Raw genomic sequence first — 21,740 nt, 5'->3', positions numbered from 1 at the left:
GGGAGGGAGTCCTCCTGTGGCCATCTCCGTCGGATCCGTCGAGGTCGATGTCATCCCCAACACCAAGGGGATCTACAACCACCTCAAGTCGGCACTGGTGCCCGCAGCGACGAAGGCCGGAGAGGATGCGGGTAAGGCGGCCGGCCGTAGCTTCGGGCCGGCGATGCAGTCCGAGGTGGGTCAGGTCGGCCTGCAGATCGGGCAGCAGATCGGCGCGCAGATCGCCGCCCGCATCACCGCCGAGATCCGCGGTGCGCTGCGGGACGGGGTCACCCAGGGCGGGCGGACTGCCCGCCCGGCGGCGGCGAAGCAGGGCGAGCAGGCGGGCGGGGCGTTCGCGAGGAGCGCCCGCGCCCGCATCGAGGCCGCGTTCCGGTCGCTGCCCGACGTCACCGTCGGCGCAGACACCTCCGAGGCGGACTCCGACCTGCAGGCCCTGCGCGCCCGCATGGAGACCCTCGCGGGCAAGCGCATCGGCGTCGACATCGACACGGGCGAGGCCCGCACCGAAATCACAGAGCTGGAGGATCAACTGCGGCGGCTGGGTGCCGCCCACCCCAATCCGACGGTGCGGGCCGACACGGCCGCGGCGCGGGCGCAGCTCGCCGAGGTGCGTGCCGAGCTGGACCGTCTCCATGCGGATCGCACCACAATCCGCCTGGAGACGGACGGAACGTTCGGGCAGCGGTTGCGTGCCGCGGTGCAGCAGGCAGAATCGTCCCTCCCCAACATCAACATCGGGGCGGACACCACCCCCGCACAGGGTGAGATCGCCAGCCTGCGGGCCCAGTTGACGGCGCTGCGGGATGTGCGGGTCGGCATCGATATCGACGCGGCCACCGCCCAGGCGAAGATCACCGAACTGCAGGGGCGACTGGAGCGGCTTTCCGCCTCGGACGCGGATGTGGCGGTGCGGGTGGACGCGGCTGCTGCCGCGACGCAGCTCGCCGCCGTGCAGGCCATGGTGAACCGGCTCGACGGCCAGACGGCGCGGGTGCGGGTGGACACGTCCGCCGCGGTGCGGGCCCTCATTCAGTTGTCGATCGCCGTGGGTGGCGTCGCTGTCCTGCCCGCGGTGCCTGCCCTGGCGGCGGGCCTCGGCGCGGTCACTGCGGCGGCTACCGTCGCGGCGGCCGGTGTGGGTGCTCTGGCCGCGGTCGCGGTCCCCGCAGTCCGGGAAATTGCCGGTGCGCTGCAGGCGCAGAAGGCGGCGCAGGAGGCGGCGTCGCGGGCGACCGCGTCCGGCGGTCAGGCGTCTGCGCAGGCGGCCCGGCATGCCCTGACCCAGGCGAGCGCCCAGCAAGCGCTGGCGGCGGCGGAGCGGAACGGGGCCCGGCAGATCGCGCAGGCCCAGCGGCAGGTGCGTCAGGCCCGGCAGGCTGCCGCGGAGGCGGCGGCGACCGCGGCGCAGCGGCAGGAGGCTGCTGCCCGGGCGGTGCAGGACGCGGAGCGGGCATTGTCGTCGGCTCAGCGTGATGCCCGGCAGGCACAGCAGGATCTGACGGATGCCCGCCGTGAGGCCGCCCGCGAGCTGGAGGATCTGAACGCCCGGCTCGCTGGGGCACAGCTCTCTCAGCGGGATGCGGTGCTGAGTGTGCGGGAGGCGCAGGTTTCGCTGGCCCGCACGATGAAGGATGCGGGGTCCAGCGAGCTGGATCGTGCTCGTGCGCAGCTCGCCTACGACCAGGCGGTGCAGCGCCTCAAGGACCAGACGGTCGAGACGAAGCGGCTGAAGGCGGAGACCGCGGCGGCGAACAAGGCCGGGGTCTCGGGTAGCGACACGGTGCGGTCGGCTCAGCAGCGGTTGGCGTCGGCGCAGCAGCAGGTGGCCGACCGGTCGCGTGCGGTGCGGGATGCGCAGGTGGAGGCGGCCCGCGCGCAGACGCAGGCGGCGCGGGATGTGGCTGCCGCGCAGGAGCGGGTGGGTGAGGCCACCCGGAATGTGGCGGTGGCGCAGCAGTCGGCTGCGGATGCGGTGTCGAGTGCGCAGCGGCAGATCCGGTCGGCTGAGCTGTCGGCGGCGGGTGGCGCGGATCAGGCTGCCGCCGCGCAGGCGAAGTACCGGGCTGCGCTGGCGAAGATGACGCCGGCGACGCGGGGCACGTTCAACGCGTTCGTGTCGCTGCGGAAGGCTTTCTCGGCCTGGTCGCGGAGCCTGCAGCCGGCTGTGATGCCGCTGTTCACGCGGGCCCTGAACGGCATGAAGAACTCCTTGCCGGGGTTGACGCCGCTGGTATTGGCGGCGGCCCGCGGCATCAAGACGTTGCAGGACCGGGTGTCGGCCGGCTTCAAGAGTCCGTGGTGGAAGAGCTTCAAGAGGGACGTGCAGGGCAGTGTCGAGCCTGCGGTCGTCAGCCTCGGTGTCAGCTTCGGCCGGATCTTCAAGGGCATGGCCGGGATCATCCAAGCGTTCCTGCCGCACATCGATTCGATCGCCAAGCGGATGGAGTCGGCTACCGGCAGGTTCGCGAACTGGGGCACCGGTCTGAAGGGGAGCCCGGAGTTCGAGCGGTTCCTGGACTACGCGGCCCGCATGGGCCCCAAGCTCGCTTCCACTCTGGGTGACCTGGGGCGGGCGTTTCTCGACGTGTCGCGGGCGCTGATCCCGCTGCAGGGCCCGGTCCTGGACGTGCTGGGTGCGCTGGCGCGGGGGATTGCGTCGATCGCGACGACCCTGCCGTGGCTGATCCAGGGCATGTACCTGGCGCTGATCGTGACACGGCTGTGGACGATCGGCATGGTCATCTTCAACGCGGTCATGCAAGCCAACCCGATCACGTTGATCATTCTGGGGATCATCGCGCTCGTCGCGATCGTCATCTACGCCTACAAGCGCTGGGGCTGGTTCCGGACCGCGGTGCAGGCGGCGTGGGAGGGCATCAAGACCGCGGCCTTGTGGGCGTGGAACGTGGTGCTGAAGCCGGTGTTCAACGCTTTGGTTGTCGCGATCCGCTGGGTCGCGAAGATCGCCGTGTGGCTGTGGCACAACGTCCTCAGCCCGGTGTTCCACGGGATCGCCGTGGTGGTCACCTGGTGGTGGCAGAACATCGTGCGCCGCTACTTCGGGCTGGTGCGGGGCGCGTTCCGGCTGGTGGCGAAGGTCGCGACGTGGCTGTGGCGGAACGTCTTGTCGCCGGTGTTCCGCGGCATCGGGAAGGTCATCTCCTGGTGGTGGCAGAACGTCGTCAAGCGCTACTTCGGCTTCGTGAAGTCGGCGATCCGCACGATGGCGAGCGTCTTCAAGTGGCTGTGGAAGAACGTCATCAAGCCCGTGTGGTCGGGCATCCGGACGGCGATCCGCGTCGCCTGGGAGAAGGGCATCCGGCCCGCCTTCAACGCGATCAAGTCCGCGGTGTCGAGGGTGGCGGACAGCTTCCGGAAGGCGAAGGATGCGCTGGGAAAGTCCTGGGCGAAGATCAAGTCGCTGACGCGGAAGCCGATCAAATGGGTGATCGATCTCGTCTACAACAAGGGCGTGCGCGGCCTCTGGAACACCGCCGCGAAGGTCCTGCCGATCAAGAAGCTGCCCTTCTTCAAGTTCGCCACCGGCGGGCCCGTGTACGGGCCGGGTACGGCGACGTCCGACAGCATCCCCGCACGGCTGTCCCGCGGCGAGCACGTGTGGACCGCGAAGGAAGTGCAGGGCGCAGGCGGCCACGGTGCCGTCGAGGGGCTCCGGGCTGCGGCCCGCGGGGGAGCGGGCCAGAGCGGTCCGGCTCCCGCAGCAGGCGGTGTGCCCGGATACGCGTTCGGCGGTGCCGTCGACTGGTTCAAGGGGGCGGGCGAGCGGCTCGCCGGGGGTGCTCGTGCGGTCGCCGGGTCCGTCTCCAAGGGGCTGGGCAAGCTGAAGGACGCGGCCCTGGGCGGCGTGTACAAGGCCGCGTCGGCGGCGGCCAAGCCCATCCGATCCCTGATCAACAAGGTGCCCGGCGGCACCAAGGGCTGGGGCTCGCTAGCCAAGGCCGTCCCCTCTGGACTTCTCACCGAGGCGCTGTCCGCCATCAAGGGGTCGGAGACCTCGGAGCTGGGCGGGCAGGGCGTCGCCCGTGCGCTGAAGTGGGCGCGCTCGCAGGCAGGGAAGCCCTACCAGTGGGGCGGCGCGGGCAACCCGAGCTTCGACTGCTCGGGGTTCCTCAGCAGCATCCAGAAGGTCATCCAGGGCAAGAAGCCCAAGGGGCGCCTGTGGTCCACGTTCTCCTTCTCCGGGAAGAGAGCTCCGGCTGGGTGGGAGTACCACAAGCGCAGCCCGTACCAGATCGGCATCACGAACAAGGGCAAGGGGCACACGGCGGGCACCTTGGCCGGGACGAACGTGGAGTCGCGCGGTGGCGACGGCGTCGTCGTCGGCTCCCGGGCCCGCGGCTACAACAGCCCGATGTTCGGGAAGAACTGGTACGGGTTCAAGCCTGCCATCGGTGGTGGCGGCGGCAAGTCGGCGAAGGCCGCGCAGGCCACGGCTCGCCAGATGTTGGGTGAGTTCGGCTGGTCGCAAAAGCAGTGGCCGCCGCTCAAGAAGTTGTGGACCCGTGAGTCCGGGTGGCGCTGGAACGCGAAAAACCCCAGCTCAGGCGCCTACGGGATTCCGCAGGCGCTCCCGGCTTCCAAAATGCGGTCGGCTGGCGCGGACTGGCGCACCAACCCGGCCACACAGATCAAGTGGGGCATGGGCTACATCAAGAAGCGCTACGACTACGGCACCCCGGCGAGGGCCTGGGCGAGGTGGCAGTCAAGGTCGCCGCACTGGTACGACGACGGTGGTCTGCTCCAGCCCGGCCTCAACCTCGTCGCGAACGGAACAGGCCGGCCCGAGCCGGTACTGACTGGCAGGCAGTGGGAGGTACTGACGGGGGCTGCAGCACGTGGCACCGACGAGCCCGCACTCGGCGACCTCTCGGTGACCGTGTACGTCGGTGATCGGGAGATCACGGATATCGCGCGGGCTGAGGTGCGGCGGTCGAATGGCGAGGTTTTGACGGCGCTGGGTGCGCGGGCGGGGAGGTGACATGGCGATCCCGGGGAACCTTCTGTCGGCGACGACGGAGATGGTGGATCCGAACACGTCCGGCTGGGCGGCGAAGGCGAACTGCTCGCTGTCGCTGGCGTCGGGTGGGCGGAATGGTGACGGCTGCCTGAAGCTCACCTCGGCGGCGTCCGGGGAGATGCAGGCGCGCACGTTCTCGTCGGTGCCGGTGGATGCGGGCGCCCTGTACTGGACGTTCGCGGACGCGTCATCGTCGGCTCAGCCGGAGCGGATTGGTATCCGCTGGCTGGACGCGGCGGGCGCCGAACTCTCGGTGACGTGGTCGCTGACGACGGCCGCTGCTTCGGCGAGCTGGCATCGCGTGTCGGTGGCCGGGGTCGCCCCGTCGGGCGCCGTGCGAGCGCAGGTGCTGCTGTCATCGACCGTTGCCGGGGCGGGGGTGGTGCACTACTGGGAGAACGTCTACCTCGGCCTGCCAATCCGCTACCCCGGCAACCTCCTCAGCTTCAACGCCGAGGCGGGCGGGGAGGTCGACGCATCAGCGTGGGCGGCGGAGACGAACGCCACCGTTTCCCGGATCGCACCCGTGTCGAGCTGGTCGTCGACGTTCTACAACGCGGGCGGCGAGCAGGTCGCGGTGACCGCCACAGCGGCGGGTGATGCGAGCGGCGAGTGCGTGGAACGACCCCCCGTGACGGTGGGGACGGAGTATGTGGCGTTCGCCTACCTGGGGCCCGCCACCACCGGGTCGGCGACGTGGGTGGAGCTGCGGTTCTACGACGAGACGGACACCGTACTGGAGGCGCACCGGTCGACGCTGGCGCCGCCGGGTACAGGCATGTACCGGCAGATCACCTCCGGGATAGCCCCAGCGGGCGCGGTCGCCGCCAGTCTGGCGGTCGGCATCACCGGGGCCGGCGCCGGTGAGGTGGTGCGGACTGAGGGCGCGTTCATCGGCGCGGTGGGCGCGGTGCCGAACCCGGCGATCCGCACCGGCAACCTGCTGCCCTGGGCGGACTGGGATTTCGAGGAGGGCGTCGGATCGTGGACCGTGGCCTCCGGGCCGGCCACCATCGCCCGCAGCAGCCCCTGGGGTGCGGAGCACGTTTTCGACTACTACGCGCTCACCGTGTCGTCGGCTACGGCGGCGGGGAGTGTCCTGCGGTCCGGCATCTACCCCGGTGTGACGGCGGGCGACAACTGGCGCGCCGAGACCTGGTTCAAGGTGGGCGCGGGTGGGTGGCAGATCGCTATCGCCGTCCGCTGGTACACCGACACCGACACCTACCTGTCCAGCTCTACGGCGATCACTTTCGATGCGCCGACGCCCGGCTGGTGGCTCCTCGTCGATGACGCGATAGCCCCGGCCGGCGCCACCCAGGGCCAGTTGGAGGTCACGCTCACCGCGACGTCGTCGAGCTCGGTCATGCAGCTCGACCGGCCGGCCCTGTGGGAGACCCTGCCGCGGGAGGAAGTGGCTGCGTTCGACGAGCAGGCGATGGTGCAGCTCATCCTGCGGGAGCTGACCGTCGGCCAGCTGATGACGGTGTGGCGGGTCACGCCGGACGGTGGCCGCACACTGGTGCGCGGCCCGGAGGGGCTGTACGACGGCTACTCGATCCCGGCCGACAGCCTCGTCATCGAGGACTATGAGGCACCGCTGGGTGTGCCGGTGTACTACGTGATCGAGACGGTGGCGGTCGACGACAGCGCCCACAGCCACAAGATCACGGACACCGTGACGCTCACTGCGGGCGACCCGAACTACGCCTGGTTGACGGATCCTGCCCGGCCGGGTGTGGGTCTGCGGGTGGCGGTGCGGCAGGCGCCGGAGTGGCAGCAGGCGATCGAGCAGACCGTGTACCGGGTGCGTGGCCGGGCGACGCCGGTGGTGCTGTCGGATGTGCGGCAGTCCCGCGAGGGCAGCCTCGTGTGCTGGACGCGCACCGACCAGGAGCGGGACGCGCTGCGGTTCCTCCTGTCGACCGGGAACGTTCTGTTGTGGCGGTGTGCGCCCGGCATGGGCGAACCCGATGTGTACGTGGTCGTCGGCGAGGTGCAGTACCCGCGGATCGTGACGTATGCCCGCGAGGAGTGGCGGGAGTGGACGCTGCCGCTGACCGAGGTGGACATGCCCACCGGCGGCCAGGTCGGTAGCGCCACCTGGACCGTGTACGACGTGGTCCTCGAGTACGACAGTGGCTACGACGTCCTCGACCGGTACGAGACCGTTTTCGACCTCACTGTCGACAGGAGGTCGTGACGTGTATCCGCCTCCGTCCGGCCGGTTCCTGCCGACGCTGGTGGAGGCCCACACCCCCGTCACCGTCGTCCAGCTCCACAAGGCGGACGGCACCGTTGTGGAGCTGGAGCACACCGCCGGCTCGGTGACGGTGGACAGGTCGCAGGCTGTGCGCCGCACCGCCACCGTCACCGTGCCCGACACCAGCCTCATCCCCAGAACCCCAAGCGAGCAGCTCGCCATCTACGGGGCCAGGCTGCGTATCGAGCGGGGCATCCGCTACGGCAACGGCACCATCGAGACGGTGCCCGTCTTCTACGGGCGCGTGGATGCCGTGGACGGCGACCCCGACTACGGGCCCGTCGACATCAGAGCCTCGGGTCTCGAGGCGGTCGTCGCCGACGACAAGTTCGTGTCCGCCTACTCGACCCGCGGCGGTGTCACCGCGGTGACCGCCATCCGCGGCCTCATCCAGGACGCCATCCCCGGCGCCGTCGTCACCAGCTACGCGGTCGATCAGGTCATCGGGGTGCGCACGTGGGACGCGGAGGGCGACCGGTGGGCGGCCGTGCAGGAGTGCGCCACCGCCATCGGCGCCGAGTGCTACGCCGACGCCGATGGGCAGTTCGTCATCGCGGAGCTGCCGGACATGCTGGTCGCGCCGATCTCGTGGCAGGTGGATGCGGGGGAGCGGGGCGCGCTCGTCTCCGCCAGCCGCGGATACAACCGGGACGGCATGTACAACTGGGTCGTCGCCCGTGGGGAGAACACCGAGGAGGACACGCCGCCGGTGACCGCGACGGCCGCCGACGAGGACCCGACCAGCCCCACCTACGTGTACGGGTCGTTCGGCAGGGTGCCGACGTTCTACTCGTCGGCGACGTTGACGACGACGACCCTCGCCCAGGCCGCAGCCAACAAGCTGTTGCGCGACAGCCTGAAGCCGAACGCCACCGCAGACCTGTCCAGCGTGCCGAACCCGTGCCTGGAGCCGGGCGACGTCCTCCGCGTCACCTACGCCTCCGGCGACCGCGACCTCTTGCAAGTCGAGAGCTTCAGCCTCGACCTGGTGGGCGGCGACTTCACGCTGGCCTGCATCGGTGGACGGGAGGACTCGTGACCGGGATCAGCCCCCAGCAGCTCGCCGCCGCCATCCGCGGCGCCGCGGTCGAGGCCGGCCAGACGGCGCCCGTCGTGCGTGGCGCCGACTGGCGACTCGCCACCGTCACCACCGTCAACACCGACGGCACCGTCGACTGCGACGAGATCCGCGCCCGCCGCCTGCCCAGCTACCCGGCCCCGCAGACCGGGGACGTCATCGTCGTCACCCGCTCCAGCTCCGGCAACTGGATGGCGTTCGGCCGGCTGGAGAGCACCGGGGCGGGCTGGACCAGCCTCACGCTCGCATCCGGCTACCAGTGGCCAGGCCACGGCTACAGCCCCGCCTACCTGGTACAGGGCAGGCAGGTGACGTTCCGCGGCCGGGTCGGCCCGTCCTCCGGAACCATCGCCAACGGCTCCACGATCGCCACGATCCCTACCGCGATCCGCCCGCCGGCCGGTGTGGAGGTCGGTTTCGGGGTGGCCCGGGACTCCAGCATCAACCCCGCGGTCGTCCGGGCGGAGATCACCGACGCGGGCATTCTGCGGATCTACGAGACGACGAATCAGCCCTCCTGGATCGCGCTCGACGGCATCACCTACTGGACCATCTAGGAGGCCCTGTGCCCACCGACGACTACGGTCAGGGCGTGCCCTGGCTGGAGAACTCCGACAAGCCGGACCTGCGGGCGGGGACGAAGGGCCTGGCCGACGCCCTCACCCCGCGGTCGATGATGCGGTATTCAACGGCTGCCGAACGCAACGCCACCATCACGTCGCCAGTCGCTGGGATGGTCGCGTGGCTCGACACCGAGATGTTGTTCACGGGCTACGACGGCACCGCATGGGTGGTGCTGGCGGCCGGCTCCCAGCAGTGGACCACCATCTCCCTGGCCTCCGGCTATGCGCACGACGGCAACAGCAACGGCACGGCGCAATACCGGCTGGTCAACCTGTTCGGTGAGACCAGCCTCATGTTCCGGGGCGGGGTCGGCATCACCTACAGCAGCGGCACCCCGCCCAACAGCAGCCAGATCAACGCCACGACGCTGCCCGTCAACGCTCGGCCGGCCACCAAGCGGACCATCTCCTGCGCCTGTTCCGTAATCGACACCACGCTCTCCAGCGTGAAGCTCGACATCAACAGCGACGGCACCCTGGTCCTCATCGGCATCGGCAGCACGTCCGAGAACCCGCCGTGGGTCAGCCTGAACGGCTGCTTCGCCTCCCTCTGACCCCGTCCCCCGTTTCCCTGCAGCCCCGCATGGTCGGGGCCTTTTTCATGCCAGGAGGGCCTATGGCCACCATGTGCAAGCTGTACACGGACACTGATCAGCTCATCCAGCCGCAGACCTGGACCACGGTGCGATTCGACCGGGTGCTCAAGGACACCGCGGGCCTGTACCAGGGCACCGGATCCGTGGCAGACCCCGACTCGGCGCTCATTCAGCCCCCGCGCGACGGGGACTTCATCTGGTTCCGGTTCATCCACTGGGACTCGATCACCGTGCCGGACGGGGATGTCCGGCCGCGGCAGTTCCTGGAGCAGTTCTGCCGCGACCCCTACGGGCAGTGGGATTCCACCGGCTCCACCGACGCCGACGACACGCCGGGGCGGGAGTTCCATCTCGCCTCGTGGTCGTTCAAGGGCCGCGCGGGGCAGCCGGTCGCGATCCGGGTGTGGCACGACCACCACGAGCCCGTGGCGGTCATCCACGGGCAGTTCGTCGCGATGACGTGGGACTACTGAGAGGCCCGTGATGATCAAAGGAATCGACGTCTCGTCGTACCAGCCCGAGCGGTACGGCACGCGGGGGCTGGACTTCGCCATCATCAAGATCACCGAGGGGACGTCGTACACGAACCCGAAGTGGGTGGCACAGCGGCAGACCGGCCGGGACGCCGGACTGGTCACCGGCTTCTACCACTTCGTTCGGCCCGGCTCGATGAAGGCGCAGGCGGATTACTTCCTCTCGAAGATCAACCTGCGGGCCGGGGACATCCTCGTCCTCGACTGGGAAGACCCCGGGGTCTCAAGCGCGGACAAGGACGCGTGGATCAAGTACGTGCAGGGCAAGGCCCCGGGACACCGGGTCCTGCTCTACTGCAACGTCGACTACTGGAAGAACCGCGACAAGTCCTCGTTCGCGGGGGACGGGCTGTGGATCGCCCAGTACAACGGCCACGCCGGCTCGCCGAGCATCCAAGCCCCGTGGCTCATCCACCAGTACACGAGCACTCCGATCGACACCAACCTCGCCCGCTTCGCCGACCGCGCAGCCATGAAGGCGTGGGCGACCAGCGGCAGCGGCAGCACACCGGAGGACGACATGCCCACTCAGAAGGAGCTGTACGAGGGCGCCTGGGAGCTGGACGGCGAGATGACCGTGCCCTGGGGCAGCGAAACGAACCCGACGTGGAAGCCCAAGTCGGTGCTCATCCACGTCGGCGAAGTCGCACGGGAGACCCGGGGCCGGGTGAAGGGGCTGGAGAGCGCGGTCGCCGAGCTGGCCGCGAAGGGCGCGGCCCGGGACGCCGTCCTCGCGAAGCTCGCGGAGGGGGGCGGACTGACGGCCGCCGAGGTCCAGGCCGCTGCCGACGCCGGGGCGCAGGCCGCCCTGGACAGGCTGGCGGACGCGCTCGCGAAGGGCCAGCCGTGACCGGTATCGATTACGACCTGGAGTTCCTGGAGGACGGCCGCACCATCGAGCTGATCTCCATCGGCATGGTGTGCGACGACGGCCGCGAGTACTACGCCGCCAACAGGGACATGCCTGTGCGGAAGATCCGCAGGCATCAGTGGCTCATGGAGAACGTCGTCCCGCACCTGCCCAAGGGGCACGGAGATCTGCGGAACAGCATGTCGAAGCGCTGGCTGTTCCACTACGGCGACCCGAGGGTCAAGTCTCGGGCCACGATCGCGGACGAGGTGGCCGCGTTCATCCAGGCCACGGAGGACGTGGAGCTGTGGGCGAACTACGGCGCCTACGACCACGTGTGCCTCGCCCAGCTCTGGGGCACGATGATGGCCCTGCCCGACGGTGTGCCGATGTTCACCAACGACATCCAGCAGGAAGCCCGCCGCCTCGGGATCGCCTGGGACGAGCTGCCCCAGCAGGAGAGCGGCGAGCACAACGCGCTCGCCGACGCCCGCCACAACCAGATCATCCGGCGCTGGCTCGCGCAACGGGCCTGAACCGGAAGCCGATCAGCCCATTTCTTCGTCAGAACGGATCCTGCCGTGAGAGTCTTCGGCCGCGAGCCAGCGCTCGTCATCAACACCGTGTCCGCCGCCCTCAGCCTGCTGGTCACCTTCCAGTTCGGCCTCACCACCGCGCAAGCCGGCGCCATCGTCGCCGCCGTATCCGCCGTGTTCGCCGCAGTGGCCGCTGCCGTCACCCGGCCCATTGCCCCGCAGGCGTTCACCGGCCTCGTCGCCGCCGTCGCCGCACTGGTCGCCGCGTTCGGCTTCGAGGTGTCCCCCGAGTCGATCGGCGCCGTCAACGGCCTCATACTTGCCGGCCTCGCCCTGCTGGCCCGCGGACAGGTGACGCCGTCCAAGCCGAACGCACCAGCCGCCGGAGCCTGACCAGGGGGCCGTCATGTCGGACGAGCCGACGCTTGGGGAGGTGGTGCGACGACTCGAAGCCGTACACCAAGACCTCAAGGAAGACGTCCGCGAGCTCGGCTCCCGGCTCGACAGCAAAGTGTCCATCGAGCGATACGACTACGAGCACCGGGCCAGAGACGACGACCTGCGGCGCATGAGCGAACGCGTCCGCGCCATCGAAGAAGCCCGCGACGCCGACGCACGCCAAGCTGACGCCGACCGGCGAACAGCGGACGACCGCCGCCGAGCCGACAGGCGACTCGTGTTCACCGCACTCATCGCACCGATCGCGCTGCTGCTACTCCAGACCTACCTGGCAGCAAGGGGGGCGGGCACGTGAGCACCCACCACCATCCCGGCAAGAGGCGCCGCCGCAGCGACGTTCTGTTCGCCGCTGCGGTCGTCATGGCGTTGGCTGCGTTCGTGTGGGTCGTGCTCACCATGCAGCGTCTCGCCGGGGAACTCCGCGACGCCAACGACGCGCGGGACGCGCTCGCCGAGCAGGTACAGCAGTTGGGGGAGAAGCCTGTCGCCGGGCCGCCCGGTAGTCGCGGAGACGCCGGCGACGCCGGGCAGGTCGGCCCGCGCGGGCCCCAGGGGCCCGAGGGGGACCGCGGTAGTCCCGGGCCGCCCGGCAAGACCGGAGCCGACGGCAACAACGGCTCTGACGGCAAGGGCGGCGAGGCGGGAGAGGAAGGCCCGCAGGGGGAGCAGGGCGAGACCGGGCAGGAAGGCGCCCAGGGAGAGCCCGGACCGCAGGGGTCGCGGGGCGAACCCGGTGCGGCAGGACCGCGTGGGGAGCAGGGCCCGCAGGGCGAGCGGGGGCCGACGGGTCCGGCGCCGTCGTCCTGGACGTGGACGTACAACGGCGTCACCTACACCTGCACCCCTACCTCTGGCGGTTCCACCTCGTATAGCTGTGCGCCGTCTGGCGGGGGAGGGTCGGGGCCGGATGAGCCGAAACCGCAAGCTGCGGCGCTCGACCCGAGCCGCCGCACGTATCCGTAGGAGGCAGCATGCCGTTGCAGTCGCCGGGGCCGACGCCGGCTCCGGATCCGGGAGGCGCCGACCTCGGTAGCCAGGTGGACATGGGGTGGGTGGAGCCGCCGCCCGAACCGTCACCGGAGCCGCCACCGCCGCCGTCCACGAACCCGTTCCTCGAACCCGCACCCCCGCCGCCGGACGAGGCGGCATGACAACGCCCCGCCGCCCATTACGGGCGGCGGGGCGCTTCGTCGTGTGCGGCTACGATGCGGGTAGCCGCCCCGGTACTAGACCTACCGGGGCGGTGTCGTCAGACGGTCTCGGTGGTGTAGGTGTCCCAGCCGATTCGGTCATCCTGCTCACGAAGCATCTGGCGCCAGCCCTCGGGTGCTGGGTAGTTGGAGTCCTCGCCGTCGCCCCGGTAGTAGAGCATCGCCTTGCCGTCCCCGATGCGAAAGTCGATGCCCAGCCGCTTGGCATCGTCGATCAGCGAGTCGATGGCGCCCGTGAGGGCGTCTACTCCCTTCTCCTCGCAAACGAAGTAGCGCGTGCGCAAGCTGCCCTGCGTAGAGATGGAACCCTCTGCGGGAGAGTCGGACAGGAAGCCGTCGTCCAGGAAGTCGAGCGAGGCCATCCAGCCGGAGTGAATCTCCTGGCGTTCCCCGTTGATGACGTGGGCCCGCGCAGACCATGTGACGGTGATGCCGGTGGACCAGTAGCGGCCCGTCTTGCTGATCATGCGTCCTCCTTGGCGTTGACGATGGCGCTGATGCGGTCGAGCCTCTCCTGTGGCGACAGGGCACCGAGGTTGCCCTCCGCGAGACCGTCGAGGATGCGGCGCACGTTGACTCGCCCCGGGTCCAGCACCGCATCCAGGACGGCGGCGCGGGTGGAACCGTCCCGCACGTACACCCACACCCCCTGCTCCTTGCGCGGCACGGTGTTGCAGCGCGAGTCGAGCGTCTCCCGGGGGAAGTAGCCGAGGTCGGTCTCGGCGAGTTCGTCGGCGATCTCGGTGAGGACACCGGAACCCAACTTCCGGTAGCCCAGCTCCTCGCGGAGCGCGCCGAGCGTGACGCGTGTGAGGCCGCCCTCGGCGGTGCACTGCTTGTGGATACCTGCAAGATCAGACATGCCCCCACCTTCGACAGGATGTGATGGAAGCCAGTGCATCATATGGATTCGCGTCGCACAAGATGTGTGACGTGGCTCGATGTGATGCAGGTTGAGTCGAACACCGCTGGGCGCACACTCGGTTGACGCTGCCTCACCCCCGATAACATGCAAGATCGCGGGTCTCGCCTTCGACGGATGGAGCGCGACGGCTCTGGGTCCGTCACGGCACAACCGGGGAGCGGGTGGGCAGTATGGCCGGGTGGATCCGACGTGCGCTGAAGAGGGATCCCCAGGCGGGTACCACCTCCACTGACCCTGCCCAGTGGAGACTCTTTCACTGGCGCTGCCCGTGCGGAGCTCACTCTCGTGGCGGCGACCCCTTCAAGGCTGACGCGGAGTACAACGCCCGGCGACACATGTGGCGCGAGGGTGTGGAACATCCGATGCCGGAGATCTACTCCGCCGAGTAAGAGTCGAGCTGCGGGACTTGGCGGGAAGCACCGCTGCCCCGGGCCCCGGAAGAATTTGGCCAGGCTGGCGAACAGTTGGGCTATATTGGATACCAGCCCAGGTGCGCAGGCATCGGATACTTCCACTGTTAATGGGGCGGTTGCGGGTTCGAGTCCCGTCGGACGCCACGGCGTCCGTAGCTCAACAGGTAGAGCACCACGTCTCCGACACCGACTTCGATCTCTGGGCCCACAACTTCAGATTTGCACCTCCCGGTGCGCAGGCTGCGGCTACTTCTTTGGGTGAATGCGCCGCCGCCGTCTTTGATCTCGGGAGGCACAGCATCCGGGGGCGCCCGGTGCGCAGGAGACGGATACTTCTCCTCTCAAGAGAGCAACGCGGGTTCGAATCCCGCCGCCAGTCGTATGGCTGGTGTCGTCCAGCGGCCTAGGACGCTACGTTTCCGTCACCGACTCTGACCTCGGGCACCCCCACTGCTGGGCTTCCCCTCTCAGAGAGGGGGCTTCTTGTGGCCCGCTTCAACACCCGCACAGCCCGCCCGTCTGCCAGCTCGCCCGTGACATCGACCGGGGAGCGTGCGCTCACCGCCGAGGGCAGCCACGGCTACCTCCGCGACACCAAGTCCGAGCTGTTCCTCCTCGCCGTCGCCAACATGGTCGGCCAGGACACGTTCTACGAGACTGGCGGACAGCGCGACGACCGCTACACCCAGCTCATACGGCAGCTCGCCGTCGAAGACCCAGCCTGGTGCGTCGAACTGCTGGGCTGGCTCCGCAGCGACGCCAACATGCGCACCGCCGCGCTGGTCGGCGCCGCCGAGTTCGTCAAGGCCCGCCTCGACGCCACGGCCGCCGGTGACCTGGCGCCCGACACGGTGACGGCATCGGCCAGCGGCGGAGGCTGGAACCGGCGCGTCATCGACTCCGTCCTCCAGCGCGCCGACGAGCCCGGCGAAATGCTCGGCTACTGGGCCAGCCGCTACGGCCGACGCCTGCCCAAGCCCATCAAGCGAGGGGTCGCGGACGCCGTGCAGCGGCTGTACAACGAGCGGAGCCTTCTCAAGTACGACACCGAATCCAAGGGGTACCGGTTCGGCGACGTCCTCAACCTCGTCCACCCCAGCCCGGCGGATAACAAGGCGTGGCAGGGCGACCTGTTCAAGCACGCCCTCGACCGCAGGATGAAGCGCGACGAGGAGATCCCCGCCAGGCTCCCCATGCTGCTCGCGCGTGAACGGCTCACGTACACACCAGTTGACCAGCGCAGGGACGTGCTCGCCAACCACGGCGACCTCCTTCAGCAGGCTGGCATGACGTGGGAGGCGCTGGCCGGCTGGCTCCAGGGGCCGATGGACAAGCAGGCGTGGGAGGCGGTCATCCCGTCCATGGGCTACATGGCGCTGCTCAGGAACCTCCGCAACTTCGACGAGGCCGGCGTGTCCGACGCGGCGGCGGAGCAGGTCGCGGCGAAGCTCGCGGACCCGGAGCAGGTGGCACGCTCACGTCAGTTGCCGATGCGGTTCTACTCGGCGTACAACGCGGCGCCGTCGCTGCGCTGGGGCTACGCACTGGAGAAGGCGCTGTCCGCGTCACTCGCGAACATCCCGCAGCTCGCAGGGCGCACCCTGGTCCTGGTCGACACCTCGTCATCGATGAACGAGCCGTTCTCGCGGGACGGCAGCCTGATGCGGTGGGATGCTGCGGCCCTGTTCGGTATCGCGTTGGGGCAGCGGTGCGCGCGAGCGGATGTCGTGTCGTTCTCGTCGGCCCGTTACTACACGAACGACCGCCCGGGGGCGAGGACGAAGGCGTTCCCTGCGCAGAGGGGTGAGTCGCTGCTGCGGGCGGTGCAGCGGTGGAAGGGCGGTGGCTGGTTCCTTGGGGGCGGTACCGACACAGCGGCGGCTCTCCGTCAGGAGTTCACCGGTCACGACAGGGTTGTGATCGTTACGGACGAGCAGGCGGGGCATGACGCGGACGACGTGATGCGGGCTGTTCCGTCGTCGGTGCCGATGTACACGTGGAATCTGGCTGGCTACCGGGTGGGGCATGCGCAGTCGGGTGGGAGGGGCCGGCACACGTTTGGCGGGCTCACGGATCAGGCGTTCCGGATGATCCCGCTGTTGGAGTCGGGGCGGGCCGCCGCGTGGCCGTGGGTTCACGCCTGAGCCTCACAGCGCTGAGCCCCGCTGCCTTCGGGCGGCGGGGCGTTTCGTCATGTGCGATGACTCCTCGACGGGCGGCTTCACCGTCGATCAAGTGGGTCACCGACGAGCACCACGTCGAGTGCCCCGCCGCGACCCCTACTTCTTGACCGCAGGCCGCCACCAAGCCCCGCCGCCGTGCGGGGCTTTGCCGCGCGGCAGGACCCGCGAGTTGCGTCGTCTGTACATGATGAGATCCGACAAGGAGACCGCCGATGCCCGACGAATCACCCGCCTACCAGCGCCTCAAGCAGGCAGCAGCGCAAGCTAATGCGGGTGCTCCCCTGCTAGCCCTCCGTACCCTGAGGGACGTCCACTGGGAGTGCGTCGCCCTTGAGGCTGAATGGCAAGACCGTGACGACGAGAACGCGGCAGAGGTGCGCGCCGCGCTCGCCCGCATCCGCGCCAAGCTGGCCCCCGCTGTGACAAATCCCTACGGGGCAAAGGAACCGAACCGGTGAAGGAGTGGACGGGATGAGCGGCCGAGAGACCATCCAGAGGTTGAGCGCCTCACCGAGAGGCACGACGGCCTTCTGCGGACCCTCAACGAACAGGGCGAGGCCCGCGCTGAATGAGGAGCCCGCCCGGTGACCGACCTTGTCCCGCGTCAGCCGGACGCCACCCCCGCCAACTGCGACGCTCGCCGTCCTCGCAGCCATGGAGGAGGCCGCGGACAAGCACCTCGACGCCACCCTCCGCGTCCGGAGCATGCACCACCACCGGAGCCATACACCCACCCTGCGGCACGGCGAGCCTCGGCGCATCTCGGGTCAACCCGACCCCTGCCCCGGCCGGCGGTGCTCCTCCCAGGCCAGCAGCGTGCTGGGCGTGCTCCCCACCTCCGCGGCGACCCCTTTCAGACCGCGCCTTCCTACTGCTCTGCGGGCCGCGGCCAGGTCGCCCCAGCCGCGGGCGGCGAATTCGGCGTCGAGCCGGGCGAAGGCGGCGGCTCGCCTGGGCTGGAGCCGTGCACCAGCCGTGACCCACCCGTCGCCGAGGATCTTCCTACGCCAGTACGCGATCGTTCTGGGGTCCCGCCCCGCCCTGCGCCCGACCTCGTGGAGGCTGAGCTGAGCGGTGTCACGGATGAAGCTCTCCCACCCGGAATGGCCGAGGCCGCGGGCCAGTGCCTCGAGGGCTGCCCGTTTGTTCGCGTGGGCCTGGCTGCGGCCCTTGACGATGGTGGCCCGGTGGATGGCCCGAACCTCGGGCCGGGGCGCGGTGGCTACGTGGCGGGTGTTCCCGGAGCGCCCGGCAGCGCGGCGCTCCTCGGGGCTCTGCCGCTGGGCGATGGAGGCGAGTTCACCGCGAGCGTGCCGGGCGCGGGCCTGCTCCCGCCACCTGTCACTCAACTCCGGGCTCACGAGCGGGTGGCCGGCGGCCAGGCCGTGCCGTTCGCGGTAGTCGTCCGGAGTCATGTCCTCGCCGCGGTGGAGGTGCATGTCGAGCCTGCGGTACCACCGGCCGCATTCGAGGCACTGCAAGCGCCCTGCGGCGTCCTCGGGCTGCGTCCCGCGCGGCACGGGCCTCAAGCCATCGCCTGCGCTTCGACGGCGTCGGCGTAGGCGATGGACAGGCCGGGCACCTCCTGGGCGACGCGGGCGATGACAGCCCGGTGCCAGGAGGCGGGGAACGGGATCTCGGGGTGAGCGGCGTGGTACTCGGCGTCGTCCCGGTAGGTGACCACCCCGGGCTCGGGCATGTCCATCAGCTTGCCGATCAAGACGGACACGAACTCGCCGGTCCGCTCCTCCAGGTCCTCGATCTCCAGCCGGACGCCGCCGGGGACGGCGTACTTCCCTGCCTCCCAGTGGCGGACGGTGCGGGCGCTGACGCCGAGGTGCTGGGCGAGCCATTCGGGGGTGAAGCCGAGCCACTCGCGGACGACCCGCAACTCGGCCGGGGCCATACGCTCGTCCTCCGGCATGCCGGGCGGATCGGTGTAGTCGGGCACAGTGCCTCCAAGGTGAGGCCCCCGACCGGGCGGCCGGGGGCTGTGAGTGATGCTGTCAGGCGTTGTCGACGTCGTGGCGCTCGATGATGGCGAACAGGTCGATGTCCTCGATCGCCCCGGCGATGTCGAAGTCACCGATCTCCTCGGTGTAGTCGGGGTCGGTGTGGTGCAGGCCGATGAACTCGTTCCCAGCGATGGAGATGCCCTCGGGGAGGACGTTGTCGATGGCCTTCCGGTAGTCGGAGGCGATGCGGTCGAGTGCGCCGGACGTCTCCATGCGCTGCTGCCAGTCGCTGTCGCCGCCGTTGATGGCGTCCAGGATGCTGGCCTCGACGCTCACGTTGTAGCGGTCGCCGTGGTTGCACCAGGTGCCGTAGTCGGTGGTGGTGGTCATAGCTGTCCCCTTTGCTCGGTTCGGATGTGTGTGCTGGTGGTTCAGAGGGCGGCGATGGCGTCGCGGATGCCGGAGACGACGGCGGCGAAGACCTCGTCGCGGTCGGCGACGCGGGACTCGCTCCAGCCGAAGCGGGCGTGGATCTTGCCGGTGGCGGCGTCGAACCACACCTTGTCGATGCAGCCGAGGAGCTTGCTCGCCTGGCTGTTGGAGATGCCTGCGCCCTGGTAGCTGGCGGAGGAGATGTTGCCGGTGTTGTAGTGGCTGGTCTCGATGCCCGCGAAGTGCGCCCAGTTGTTGATGTAGACGCGGTCGTGGCCGTTCTTCTGCCAGCGGTTGCCGCCGATGGCGGTCATGGTGTCGATGGTGAACTCGACTGTGCGGGCGGGTCGCTTGAGGGCGCCGATGGCGATGCGGGCGGCGAGGGAGGCGGTGTCGATGATCCAGCGGCCGGCCTGCTTGACGGCGTTGATGGCTCCGTAGCGGCACCAGGTGCGGATGGTGGCGACGGTGACGTTGGCCTCGATGGCGGCGGCGGTGGTGTTCATCGACCGGTTCCTTCCGGCGGGGTCTGGGGCTGTTCCCCTGACCTCATGACAACCACAGTAGCTTCCAAATCTGGAAGGCGCAAGGGGTCTTCGTGACTCTCCTCTGCCTGTGTCATACTCAGCGAGTCACCGCCTGTGTGAGGCATGCAGCTCCCTTTACTCCTTGAGCGGCTGCGGTTGCCTACCTGCACGCGCAGGCGTGGTGCGCGTCGGTTCTCGCACAGTGCCCGGCGCCTGCTCCCCGCCACTGCGGGGCTAGCGTCAAGCCTCCGCCACACAGGCGGAGGCTTTCGCACGTTCACGAACCGCCGGGGGTCCGCACCGCATCCCGAGCCCCCGCCGCTTGTCACCCGGCCCTGTCACACTGGGTGCATCACATCCATCATGCTGGCTGCATGTGGACGGACGGCCCCGCTACAGCGCAGCGGGGCCGGATCCGTAGAGGAGAAGCAGAGTGGGCAAGCTGGCGAATCGGGAGCTGTTGCTCCCGGCACAGGTAGCGAACTTGCGGACGGCCCTCCGGAACCGCGAGAGAAGCATCGTGGACGGGATGTTCCAGCAACCCGACTACCCGCCTCTGCCGCACTGCCCGACGTGCGACGTGGCCCCGGAGCGGATCAACGGGGAGCAGACGTTGCACGGCACCATGCTGATCGACTTCCTGCCGTGCGGGCACCTCTTCTACTTCTACCTGGACATGCTGCTGTGACCGGCGACCTGGTGGCGTTCCTACGGGCCCGGCTCGACGAGGACGAGCGACTGGCGCGGGCAGCCGCTGAGCCGGAGAAATGGGTGGAGCTGAACCGAGAGCCACGCCCCCGGTGGTACGTGCAGCTCTGGGCGGACCCTGACCGGGTAGCTGTCATTGCCGATCCCGAGTCTTCCGCCTTCCCGGTCGTAGTCAGTATCGAAGGCATGGATGAGGGCGACGCACAGAACCGCATCGATCACATCGCTCGCCACGACCCGGCCCGGGTCCTCGCCGACATCGAGGCGAAGCGGCGGGTCGTGAGGTACTACGAGGATGCGGCCCGTACTCTCGCGGCCGCAGAGCCCGGCACGCCGCCGCACGACCTCATGACCGGCGCGATGAACTCTCTACGCGCGGCCCTCCAAGCGCTCGCGCTGCCCTACGCGGACCACCCCGACTACCGCGAGGAGTGGCGGCCATGAGGTGTCGCTTGGTGGCGCTCCTGCGGGCGCGTCGCTAGCCCTGCGCTGCGTGCCGGTGCGGACCCCTGCTGCTGCGCTGCGCGGCCCGCCACGCAGCCCAAAGCTGATCAAGTTCGGCGAGCGCCTCCGGAGTCCACACCGTGCGCCCAGCCACGAACCGGCGGATCGCGGCGTTCGCCGACGCCTCCGCATCACCACACGCACACGAACGTCCGACATCGTCCCCCACCATGCCCGCCAGTCTACGGAGCTGGTCTGACGGCGGCGGCCCGCTCCACTGTCAGTGCCTCGTGCCATGCTCCGCGCGTGGATGACACCCGGGCGACAGCCGTGTACCGCCTGTATGACGCCGAAGGCACCTTGCTGTACGTCGGCGTGACCTGGGCTCCGAAACAGCGGTGGAAGGATCACCGCAAGGAAATGCTCTGGTGGCCAGAAGTCACCGATAAGCACCTCACCTGGTACGGCACCCGGCCGGAGGCGGAGGAAGCCGAGCTGAGTGCCATCCAGGCCGAGAACCCGCTGTACAACAAGAGTGGGTTCGGCTTCGACGCCGAGGGCGAGCCGCTCGGTCCTGTGCTTCCGTCGGGCGTTCCTCCTCAGCCGTGGGGAGCCCGGATCGCCTACCAGTTGCCTGCAGTGCGGCCGGCGTACCGGCTGGAGTGGTTCACGTGGCGCGCCCAACTGCGCGACGCCTACCTCACCCCCGAGGAGAGAGCGGCGCTCGGACGGAGGCAAGGGCGGTATGACTAGCGCGCTGACCTGTGGGTAACCCGCCGCACGCGGCTCGCCGTCCGACCTACGGTCCTCGTCCACCTACGAGGAGGTAGCCATGGACGAGGACCGGACGGGTGTGGACTGGAACTGCTGGGCAGTGCTGATCGCTGTCGTGCGATTGGTGATGGACGTGGCCGGAGCGTGGCGGTGAGGTCACGACCCGCGCGGCCCCCACTCCCACGCCCC

The 21,740-nt window shown here is 69.5% G+C and carries 22 protein-coding genes and 1 tRNA gene; 17 read left to right on the top strand and 6 right to left on the bottom strand.

All coding sequences use genetic code 11. The annotated features are described in order from the left end of the window. Positions 1 to 16 precede the first annotated feature (16 nt). The 11 genes from BMX65_RS16980 to BMX65_RS16930 all read left to right on the top strand — a co-directional run bounded on the left by BMX65_RS16980 (position 17) and on the right by BMX65_RS16930 (position 12,942). Complete coding sequence (locus BMX65_RS16980) at positions 17 to 5,002, top strand: aggregation-promoting factor C-terminal-like domain-containing protein (protein WP_075001140.1); 4,986 nt, start codon at positions 17 to 19, stop codon at positions 5,000 to 5,002. A 1-nt stretch (position 5,003) separates the two neighbouring features. Further along, positions 5,004 to 7,244: a hypothetical protein gene (locus BMX65_RS16975; protein ID WP_075001139.1), complete on the top strand. Its 2,241-nt coding sequence runs from the start codon at positions 5,004 to 5,006 to the stop codon at positions 7,242 to 7,244. 1 nt (position 7,245) lies between these two features. Then, complete coding sequence (locus BMX65_RS16970; RefSeq protein WP_075001138.1) at positions 7,246 to 8,343, top strand: DUF5047 domain-containing protein; 1,098 nt, start codon at positions 7,246 to 7,248, stop codon at positions 8,341 to 8,343. After that, positions 8,340 to 8,939: a hypothetical protein gene (locus BMX65_RS16965; RefSeq protein ID WP_075001137.1), complete on the top strand. Its 600-nt coding sequence runs from the start codon at positions 8,340 to 8,342 to the stop codon at positions 8,937 to 8,939. The genes BMX65_RS16970 and BMX65_RS16965 overlap by 4 nt, the downstream gene beginning before the upstream one ends. An 8-nt stretch (positions 8,940 to 8,947) precedes the next feature. Beyond that, a complete protein-coding gene (locus BMX65_RS16960; protein ID WP_075001136.1) occupies positions 8,948 to 9,559 on the top strand; it encodes a hypothetical protein in 612 nt (203 codons plus the stop codon). A 62-nt stretch (positions 9,560 to 9,621) separates the two neighbouring features. After that, positions 9,622 to 10,074, top strand: coding sequence for a hypothetical protein (locus BMX65_RS16955; protein WP_075001135.1), 453 nt, complete (start codon positions 9,622 to 9,624; stop codon positions 10,072 to 10,074). A gap of 10 nt (positions 10,075 to 10,084) precedes the next feature. Beyond that, the gene (locus BMX65_RS16950; RefSeq protein ID WP_075001134.1) at positions 10,085 to 10,984 is read left to right on the top strand and encodes a glycoside hydrolase family 25 protein; all 900 of its coding nucleotides are present in this window, start codon (positions 10,085 to 10,087) and stop codon (positions 10,982 to 10,984) included. After that, positions 10,981 to 11,520: a 3'-5' exoribonuclease domain-containing protein gene (locus tag BMX65_RS16945; RefSeq protein ID WP_075001133.1), complete on the top strand. Its 540-nt coding sequence runs from the start codon at positions 10,981 to 10,983 to the stop codon at positions 11,518 to 11,520. Before BMX65_RS16950 ends, BMX65_RS16945 begins: the two co-directional genes overlap by 4 nt. Positions 11,521 to 11,565: 45 nt before the next feature. Then, complete coding sequence (locus BMX65_RS16940; protein WP_075001132.1) at positions 11,566 to 11,913, top strand: hypothetical protein; 348 nt, start codon at positions 11,566 to 11,568, stop codon at positions 11,911 to 11,913. 13 nt (positions 11,914 to 11,926) lie between these two features. Next, positions 11,927 to 12,274, top strand: a complete 348-nt coding sequence (locus BMX65_RS16935) for a hypothetical protein (protein ID WP_075001131.1) — start codon at positions 11,927 to 11,929, stop codon at positions 12,272 to 12,274. Continuing rightward, positions 12,271 to 12,942 (top strand): collagen-like domain-containing protein, encoded by a 672-nt coding sequence (locus BMX65_RS16930; RefSeq protein ID WP_075001130.1) that lies wholly within the window; start codon positions 12,271 to 12,273, stop codon positions 12,940 to 12,942. The genes BMX65_RS16935 and BMX65_RS16930 overlap by 4 nt, the downstream gene beginning before the upstream one ends. 286 nt (positions 12,943 to 13,228) lie before the next feature. Here the strand turns inward: BMX65_RS16930 and BMX65_RS16925 are convergent, their stop codons facing one another. Continuing rightward, entirely contained in the window at positions 13,229 to 13,657 is a 429-nt protein-coding gene (locus tag BMX65_RS16925; protein WP_075001129.1) for a hypothetical protein, read from the bottom strand. Next, positions 13,654 to 14,052, bottom strand: a complete 399-nt coding sequence (locus BMX65_RS16920; RefSeq protein ID WP_075001128.1) for a hypothetical protein — start codon at positions 14,050 to 14,052, stop codon at positions 13,654 to 13,656. The genes BMX65_RS16925 and BMX65_RS16920 overlap by 4 nt, the downstream gene beginning before the upstream one ends. A gap of 782 nt (positions 14,053 to 14,834) precedes the next feature. Here BMX65_RS16920 and BMX65_RS32915 point away from each other — a divergent pair. From BMX65_RS32915 to BMX65_RS32480, 3 genes are all read left to right on the top strand, one after another. After that, positions 14,835 to 14,904: transfer RNA gene (locus BMX65_RS32915), tRNA-Ser, on the top strand. A 109-nt stretch (positions 14,905 to 15,013) separates the two neighbouring features. Beyond that, positions 15,014 to 16,672 (top strand): TROVE domain-containing protein, encoded by a 1,659-nt coding sequence (locus BMX65_RS16915; RefSeq protein ID WP_075001127.1) that lies wholly within the window; start codon positions 15,014 to 15,016, stop codon positions 16,670 to 16,672. A 251-nt stretch (positions 16,673 to 16,923) separates the two neighbouring features. After that, positions 16,924 to 17,169: a hypothetical protein gene (locus tag BMX65_RS32480; protein ID WP_143081855.1), complete on the top strand. Its 246-nt coding sequence runs from the start codon at positions 16,924 to 16,926 to the stop codon at positions 17,167 to 17,169. Between the two features lie 309 nt (positions 17,170 to 17,478). Here BMX65_RS32480 and BMX65_RS16905 read toward each other — a convergent pair whose 3' ends face one another. From BMX65_RS16905 to BMX65_RS32910, 4 genes are read right to left on the bottom strand one after another with little or no spacing between them, the layout of a single operon-like run. Continuing rightward, on the bottom strand, positions 17,479 to 18,231 hold the full coding sequence (locus BMX65_RS16905; protein WP_075001125.1) for a MucR family transcriptional regulator: 753 nt from the start codon (positions 18,229 to 18,231) through the stop codon (positions 17,479 to 17,481). 5 nt (positions 18,232 to 18,236) lie between these two features. Next, complete coding sequence (locus BMX65_RS16900) at positions 18,237 to 18,662, bottom strand: helix-turn-helix domain-containing protein (protein WP_079171934.1); 426 nt, start codon at positions 18,660 to 18,662, stop codon at positions 18,237 to 18,239. A 55-nt stretch (positions 18,663 to 18,717) separates the two neighbouring features. Next, positions 18,718 to 19,056, bottom strand: coding sequence for a hypothetical protein (locus BMX65_RS16895; protein WP_075001124.1), 339 nt, complete (start codon positions 19,054 to 19,056; stop codon positions 18,718 to 18,720). A 41-nt stretch (positions 19,057 to 19,097) separates the two neighbouring features. Beyond that, positions 19,098 to 19,604 carry a hypothetical protein gene (locus BMX65_RS32910; protein ID WP_075001123.1) on the bottom strand — a complete coding sequence of 169 codons (507 nt, stop codon included), beginning with the start codon at positions 19,602 to 19,604 and terminating at the stop codon, positions 19,098 to 19,100. Positions 19,605 to 20,154: 550 nt separating this feature from the next. On the opposite strand from BMX65_RS32910, the gene BMX65_RS32905 reads away from it, so the two are divergent. From BMX65_RS32905 to BMX65_RS16870, 3 genes are all read left to right on the top strand, one after another. Beyond that, positions 20,155 to 20,313: a hypothetical protein gene (locus BMX65_RS32905; protein ID WP_162637685.1), complete on the top strand. Its 159-nt coding sequence runs from the start codon at positions 20,155 to 20,157 to the stop codon at positions 20,311 to 20,313. Beyond that, positions 20,310 to 20,777 (top strand): DUF6221 family protein, encoded by a 468-nt coding sequence (locus BMX65_RS16880; protein ID WP_075001122.1) that lies wholly within the window; start codon positions 20,310 to 20,312, stop codon positions 20,775 to 20,777. Before BMX65_RS32905 ends, BMX65_RS16880 begins: the two co-directional genes overlap by 4 nt. Positions 20,778 to 21,083: 306 nt before the next feature. Next, positions 21,084 to 21,530, top strand: coding sequence for a GIY-YIG nuclease family protein (locus BMX65_RS16870; protein ID WP_162637686.1), 447 nt, complete (start codon positions 21,084 to 21,086; stop codon positions 21,528 to 21,530). Positions 21,531 to 21,740: the final 210 nt, after the last annotated feature.

The organism is Streptomyces qinglanensis (genome assembly GCF_900111245.1).
Lineage (GTDB): Bacteria > Actinomycetota > Actinomycetes > Streptomycetales > Streptomycetaceae > Streptomyces > Streptomyces qinglanensis.
Note: the sequence above shows the minus strand (reverse complement) of the source record. Positions and strands in the feature narration are given on the sequence as shown.

Excerpts from the sequence above, each read along its gene's own strand:
- BMX65_RS32480 (WP_143081855.1), top strand. The coding sequence starts at position 16,924 with ATGCCCGACGAATCACCCGCCTACCAGCGCCTCAAGCAGGCAGCAGCG.
- BMX65_RS32905 (WP_162637685.1), top strand. The coding sequence starts at position 20,155 with ATGTTCCAGCAACCCGACTACCCGCCTCTGCCGCACTGCCCGACGTGC.
- BMX65_RS16935 (WP_075001131.1), top strand. The coding sequence starts at position 11,927 with ATGTCGGACGAGCCGACGCTTGGGGAGGTGGTGCGACGACTCGAAGCC.
- BMX65_RS16895 (WP_075001124.1), bottom strand. The coding sequence starts at position 19,056 with ATGACCACCACCACCGACTACGGCACCTGGTGCAACCACGGCGACCGC.
- BMX65_RS16920 (WP_075001128.1), bottom strand. The coding sequence starts at position 14,052 with ATGTCTGATCTTGCAGGTATCCACAAGCAGTGCACCGCCGAGGGCGGC.
- BMX65_RS16955 (WP_075001135.1), top strand. The coding sequence starts at position 9,622 with ATGGCCACCATGTGCAAGCTGTACACGGACACTGATCAGCTCATCCAG.
- BMX65_RS32910 (WP_075001123.1), bottom strand. The coding sequence starts at position 19,604 with ATGAACACCACCGCCGCCGCCATCGAGGCCAACGTCACCGTCGCCACC.
- BMX65_RS16975 (WP_075001139.1), top strand. The coding sequence starts at position 5,004 with ATGGCGATCCCGGGGAACCTTCTGTCGGCGACGACGGAGATGGTGGAT.
- BMX65_RS16950 (WP_075001134.1), top strand. The coding sequence starts at position 10,085 with ATGATCAAAGGAATCGACGTCTCGTCGTACCAGCCCGAGCGGTACGGC.
- BMX65_RS16925 (WP_075001129.1), bottom strand. The coding sequence starts at position 13,657 with ATGATCAGCAAGACGGGCCGCTACTGGTCCACCGGCATCACCGTCACA.